Consider the following 6,344-nt stretch of genomic DNA (forward strand, 5'->3'; position numbering starts at 1 on the left):
GGGTGTCAGATGCGGGTTTTTGGTACCGGTGTTCCGGAGACCCGGTACTGCTGTGTTCCGGGTAGTTGGTACCGGGGCCGGGCCGACGGAGTCGGCCCGGTTGTTTGTTTTATTCGTCCGGTTCTATTGGGGTGGTGGCCTTGCGCATGTCGAAGTCTCCATGCGGATTCGGTGGCCGTTGTTGAGGCGGCTAACGAGTGAATCGGCTCCGACTCTGTCGGGGAGGGCTTCGACCCAATAGGCGGCGGCCGATTGGGAGGAGATCAGTGTTGGGAGCCGACCGTCGCGGTCGAATATGATCTTGCTCAGGTCTTCTTGCCCGCGCTGGTTGATGCTCATGGTCATAAAATCGTCGATGATAAGGACATCGACATTGATCAGTTTCCGCATCTTATCGAGGTAGTTTTGGTCAGTCGGTGAGAAGACCGCCAACATGTCTACGAGTTGGTCTAGCCGGTAGTAGGCCACGGAGTATCCGGCTTGGCATGCGGCGACGCCGATGGCGCAGACTATGTATGTTTTCCCTGTTCCGGTCGGTGCGAGGATGTGAATGTTGGTCGGGTTTTCCCGCCAGTTGGTCGCCGCGATTCGTTTCAGTTGGCGCATGTTGATGCCGCGTTGTTCTGCTCGGGTGACTTCAGCAAGGCTCGCGTCCGGGTATCGGAATTGTGCCTGGGTGATGGCTTTGGCGATGTTGCGTTGTTGCCGTTGTGTGTAGGCCTCTTCGACTGCTGCGAGGAAGATGTCCTCTGGTAGCGCATCCGCGTAGGCCTCGTCGTTGACAATCTCGTAGAAGACATCAGCGAAGGTCGATACGCGAAGCTTTCGCATTTTTGCCCGTACTGTTTCGTCATTGATGTTGCTCATGGTTCACGCTCCTTCTAGTTTTCGTAGTGGTCAGCAGGCCGGATGAAGACGGCGTCAGCTGCGTCGCTGGTAAGCGGGGCGCTTGGGCGTTGTTGGTTCTTCGTCGCGGGCTGTGTCTTTCGCCCTGGTGCAGCAGGGTGCTGCTGAGCGTGCGCAATGTCAGTCTGGATGCGCTTGATCACAGCCATAGTTGGAGCCAGCTTCTTTTCTAAGACCTGCTGGCACGCCGGCTCGAGGGTGGCTTTGCTGTGCTTTTTGCCCAGGTTGGCCAGCACGTTGCGAGCTTGAAGAAGTCCGCGGGGGACGGCGGCACTATTACGATCGAGGATCATCGCTATGACTGTGTGCGTTGCAGAACCGAACGACGAGGCCCAAGCCAAGAGTTCGTCGCGGGTGAGCGCCTTGTGGCCTTCGTCATCGCTGCTTGGCCCATGGTTGGGATCAGTGGAGTACCGGTATTTGAATCCGTGAAGGCGTGTGTGTTCAGCAACTAGTTGATCACCGTTGAAGATGCTCACCAGTTGCGGGGTGAGCCTGACCGTCACTGCCTCTCCTACCAGCTGAAATGGCACAGAGTAGTACTGGTAGTCACAGGTGATGTGCCAATTACGGTCGACTTTGAGTCGCTTGTATGACACTTCCGTAAACGGTGTCGGCGGCAGATCGCGCATCACTGGTGCTTCTTCTTGCTCAAAGCGCATGCGCCGTGTTGTGCCATCAGCCCGTGTCATTGCGCTGTTGATATCGGCAAGCCGGTCAGCGATTGCCTTATTGAGTTCATCGAGATTGTAGAAGACCTCGTCGCTGAAATACCCGAGTATTTTGGTGTAGGCGATTTTCACAGCACGTTCTACTGCCGCTTTGTCGCGTGGCCTGCCAGGTCTTGTCGGCACAATCGTGACCCCGTAGTAGTCGGCAAACGCTGCGTAGCGGTCAGTGACCATCCGGTAGCCTGAATGCTTCCTCGGCCGGTAGGTCGCCGTAGAGGCATTATCCGGCACGATGACCGCCGGTAATTTGCCAAGATAGTTCAACGCTTTGACGTGGCATGCAATCCAAGCCGGCATCTTCTCATTTGCAGCAGCAGTGACGTACATCAGCCCTGAGTACGGGCATACCGCGACAAACAGCGACGCCTTGAATGCGGTATCACCACTGGCCTGATCCACCACCGGCACTTTGTCGCCAGCCCAGTCGACGTAAAGCTCTTGCCCCGGCTCATGGGTGACGACTTCGACAAGATCATGAGCACGGAGAAATTCATTGAGCCCACTGCAAAACTGGGAGTACTGGTACTTTGTCTTGTCCGTCGGACACGGCTGCGACAAGTAGTCCATCCACAGCTTGTGCCTGGTCACGTGCTTTTTGCTTTGGAGCTTGCGTGCAAGGGCTTGAAAATCAGGCTGGTCGTAGGACATCGTCCGCTTACTCCGGCCGTCGCTGAATCGATCATCGAACCATCCCGGTGGGAGTTGGCGGAAACGCTCTGGCGTTAGTGCCTCATCAGCGATGACTTTCTTTGCGCGGGATACTTCTCGTCGTGAACATCCCAATGCGTGTGTGATCTGCGCGTAGCTTGCACCGTCAAGGCACATCGCGATGATCTGTTTGAAGTTGGCCACAAGGATCGGCTCCTTCCAAGTAGATGTTGACGCGACACCACCGGATTGTGGTGTCGCCAACATCAACTATGAAAGAAAACCCCTTGCAGTACCGGGTACGTGGAACACCGGTACCAACTACGCGGACTCGCGGTACCAACTACCCCGAATCGACACCGGGGAAGGTCGGGGAGATCCTCTCGCCCTAGCTTGTTTGTTTAATTCTTCTGGGCCGATTGGAACGCTGGCTTTGCTCATGAAAAGTCCCTAATCTGATTCGGCGAATCCTAAACGTATTCGCTCCTCAGCAAATACTCACAAACACTAGCGAGACACATTGCAATGATCTGCTTGAAATTCGCGACTGGGACCGGATCCGTTTGCGTTGATTTTGACGTGGCACCATCGAACTACGGTGTCGTTAAAAACAATCATGAATGAGCGTAGACAAACCCCTGCACTACCGGGGTACGCGGAACACCGGTAACAACGACACAGACTCTCAGTACCAACTACCCCGAATCGGCACCACCTAGACATGATCGCCGGGTTGCAGGTCCTCAGACCGCTTGAGCTGGAGCAACTGCGCCAGCTGTTCTCAGCAGCGCAGATGAATCGAACTTAGCAGAACACGGGTTGTGGGTACGATCTGAATCGAAGAAGCACTGGCGCGCAGACAGTGCCACCCATTCTGAACGAATGAGTACGCCAAAAGCACATTGCGAAAACCCTGGACAGTGCCCGCAATACCCTTGCTGGCACTTCCCAGCACCAGCTGGTGCTCATTTGCCAGCGGAGGCGCGTCACCTGCTCCTTCAGCTCTCTTAGCACCGCCGGGAGCATCAGCATCCTTAGGTTGATGTCGTTTCCTCTTCTTCTTACGCTCGAGGTGCCCCCCAGGACTCGCGCTCGCCTCCTCAGATCCCTTATTGCGATCGATCACCCGACTTTGTTCGAAACACGTGGACATGAGGGCCGCTTAGGAAGCACCGCTTGGAAGCCTCTCGAACACCACGAAAGGATCACGCTGCTATTTCCTGGCCGATGCTCTCTTAGGCCTCATTCCTGCGGATCAAGCTTTTCCACGACCTTCCAGAATAGGTTCGGATCCTTGGCCCCCTGACTACCCGCAGTACTATCCCACCTACAAACGTTGCCGGGCGTAAAGGTTGGAGACTGTTTATTAGATGCAATGATCAACCGATCACCGTGTTCGAACAACTTAGGAGTGAGACTTCTCCATGCGGTGACCGACCTCGTCACGAAAATGCTGGCGCCACTGGCGAGTGCCTGTTCAAGAAGGTACTTTGTGTACTCTTGGCTAGGCAGGTTTGAATTTTCGATCTTTCCGGTATCCGCCTTGTCGGAATGGTAGGGAAAATATTCAAGCACAGCAAACTTTTTTCTTAGAATTCCGTAGGCCCGGTCAAGACTCGAAGGAAAATTCTCACCTTCGGCAGCCAGAACAACTTTATGAAAGTTGTCGATCGACGGATCTTTGAGTTTCCTCAGCTCTCCCCGAGCCCGTGGTGAGCTCAGTGCAAGCAGTAGCAGTTGAAAACGGGAACGATCTTTAAAGTCGGGCTCCCACCCAGATTCCGTTTCGATTTCAGCACCGAAGTACCATGTGTGGGGGGAACTGTAAAGCTCCACTTCACCTTCCCCAAGGTTCGGGGTGGGTTCAGCCCAATACATTTCCCTTCTCTCGCCGGAAAGATTGGCGAGAATATCTTCGTGCTTTGGTTTGAAAGCCCTGTAGTCGCTAGAGATTCCCTTTTCATAATCGTCCGAAGGTGCGCCGCCAGGATTCAGCTGCAGCGCTACAAAAGAGGCGGTGGCAGGATCTCCAATGAATGGCTCGGGTAGAACTTTTAGCTGAAGCTTCCTCTTATCGTCTGCAATTTCATCAAACGAACCAAGACAACCCTTATCGCAATCCGCCACGTACTCGCCATCACCGTTGATAGCTAGATCTTTCCACGGGTTCCTCATGACCCCACGTTAGCATTGCCGCGCCACAGAGGCTCGGGAGATGAACCATGTAAGCGCGAGCCTCCACTGCGACGCACCTTCACAAGCTGGAAGAACTCACCGATTTCGGCCTAGCGGTTGGGGCAACGAGGCGGTAGGCCCTTGTAGAAGGCCCCTCCGCTCCACCACTTCGAAGTGGCGTACCGAGTTAGCCGAGAAGACCTCGACGCCTACCCCACTGCTACCCGCCGCCGTTCCACTGCTTCATCAAAGTAGTCGTAAATGTGACACGCCGCCTTGTTGAAGAGCCGCGCGTGCAATTCATTTTGATGCTGGACGGTGCGGATTGTCGGACTTCCTGCCGTTTCAGTGCGGAAAATAGGTTACGCGTTATCCATCGTGAAGGTCACAATGGAACCAACAAGTTTGAAGCTTCGGAAACCAGATGCTCAACGCGCCACGCGGACCGACCACCGTCGGGCTGTTACTCGATGCGCACACAAGTGTTGCCGGATAGTCACCACGGTGTCACTAGATACGCGGTCGCAACAGAGCTATCACGATTCGGAAATCGCCTGCGGCACAGTTCAATCACGCTGCAATGGGATCAAAGAAGCCCATTCCTCAGCAGCGAAGTCTGAAACCGAGTATTCGCCTGCCTCGTAGATTAAATCAATCAAAGCGCCTTTTCCGTCCAGTACACATGCGAATGCTCTATCCGTTTCATATTGTGTTTTCTTCGCCTTTAAGTAACGAGCAAATCGTGTTTTGTCCTCGGTGAACTCTACGCGGCCTTTCGTCTTGAAGACCAAAAGGCAACCCGGTTGAGTAGGCGAACGATCTTCAAAGAATAAGGTGAGCTTGTGCGAGATTGAATCGGCTCGAGTCTTTCTCACTATCTGGTTGATCCCGCAGAGAATTTCTTGCTGTGAGTTCTCGCCGATCGACATCAGCGCGGCTCCGAATTCAAACCAGTGAGGCAACTGCTTTGAACGACTTTGTCGGACGTACCGAAGAAGAGGGGTCTCTTTCATTTCTGGCTTCGATTCAGTGTCCCCATGGAACCAGGCGTCGACATCGGATGTCATGGACATCACCAGCGCGGGGATGTCCGCATCAGCGTCATCTTCCGCCCACAACCCTGTCTTCCTAAAAACTTGGAAAAGGTCGATTTCGTCTGTAGTCCGATACTTCTTCGCGATCATCGGATCTCGACGACGCCTCAGGTAGGCAAGAAGTTCAGATGGTTCTTCAATGAGAGCTAGGAGTAGCTGCAGATCGCCGAGCGATACCACCCAGGGCAGCTGGTCTTCTTTTTCTACGATTTTCGCGTCGATCAGATCCAACGGCTGCGCTGATAGATCCAGTAGGTCATCTAAGGTCACAATGACTGTATGAATCTCCCGTACTTCGGATAGATCAATCGGCTGTCCACGTTCCAGTGGAATGCACCTATTTTTCTCAATAACATGGCGCATCTTCTCAACCTGCTTTGACGCCTGCGAAATATTCTGATGCAACCGATTTCGAAACTTAGATACTGTGACAGTTTCACCAGGTTTAAAAATAGTACCTGCTTTTGCTTCGAAGATAACGGCGACGTCTCCAAACAACAAAACAACGTCGGCTTCTCCCCTTCCGTTATCCAAGGATCGAAACTTAACGTTTTTCAGTAATCTCGCGTGCGGCAGAAACCGCTCTAGAACCGTCGAGAGTCTCGTCTCAAGAAAACGACTGCGATGATTGCTGTACACATTTTGAGACGCTTTGGCTGTCAACAGAGTCGTTTCGAGATTTCGCTTGATCGAAGGAGCGAGTAAAGCCTCATCAGGAATCAAAAAACGATTCTCCCGCTCTCGCACTAAAGGAAACTTGGGGTGTCATGATTCCGGTGGACGGTGAAAC

General features: G+C 53.5%; 3 protein-coding genes and 1 pseudogene. All 4 read right to left on the reverse strand.

Annotation, left to right across the window (positions count from 1 at the left end; all coding sequences use genetic code 11):
• Positions 1 to 109: 109 nt before the first annotated feature.
• Positions 110 to 867 (reverse strand): annotated as a pseudogene (locus tag HMPREF2734_RS07440) (ATP-binding protein).
• 14 nt (positions 868 to 881) lie between these two features.
• On the reverse strand, positions 882 to 2,489 hold the full coding sequence (istA, locus tag HMPREF2734_RS07445; RefSeq protein WP_070570189.1) for an IS21 family transposase: 1,608 nt from the start codon (positions 2,487 to 2,489) through the stop codon (positions 882 to 884).
• A gap of 1,038 nt (positions 2,490 to 3,527) precedes the next feature.
• Positions 3,528 to 4,460, reverse strand: a complete 933-nt coding sequence (locus HMPREF2734_RS07450; protein ID WP_070570190.1) for a hypothetical protein — start codon at positions 4,458 to 4,460, stop codon at positions 3,528 to 3,530.
• 566 nt (positions 4,461 to 5,026) lie between these two features.
• Complete coding sequence (locus tag HMPREF2734_RS07455) at positions 5,027 to 6,301, reverse strand: nuclease-related domain-containing protein (RefSeq protein ID WP_141750449.1); 1,275 nt, start codon at positions 6,299 to 6,301, stop codon at positions 5,027 to 5,029.
• Between the last annotated feature and the right edge of the window lie 43 nt (positions 6,302 to 6,344).

Origin of the sequence: Corynebacterium sp. HMSC055D05 (assembly GCF_001810365.1) — a bacterium.
In the GTDB taxonomy this organism is placed as follows: domain Bacteria; phylum Actinomycetota; class Actinomycetes; order Mycobacteriales; family Mycobacteriaceae; genus Corynebacterium; species Corynebacterium coyleae.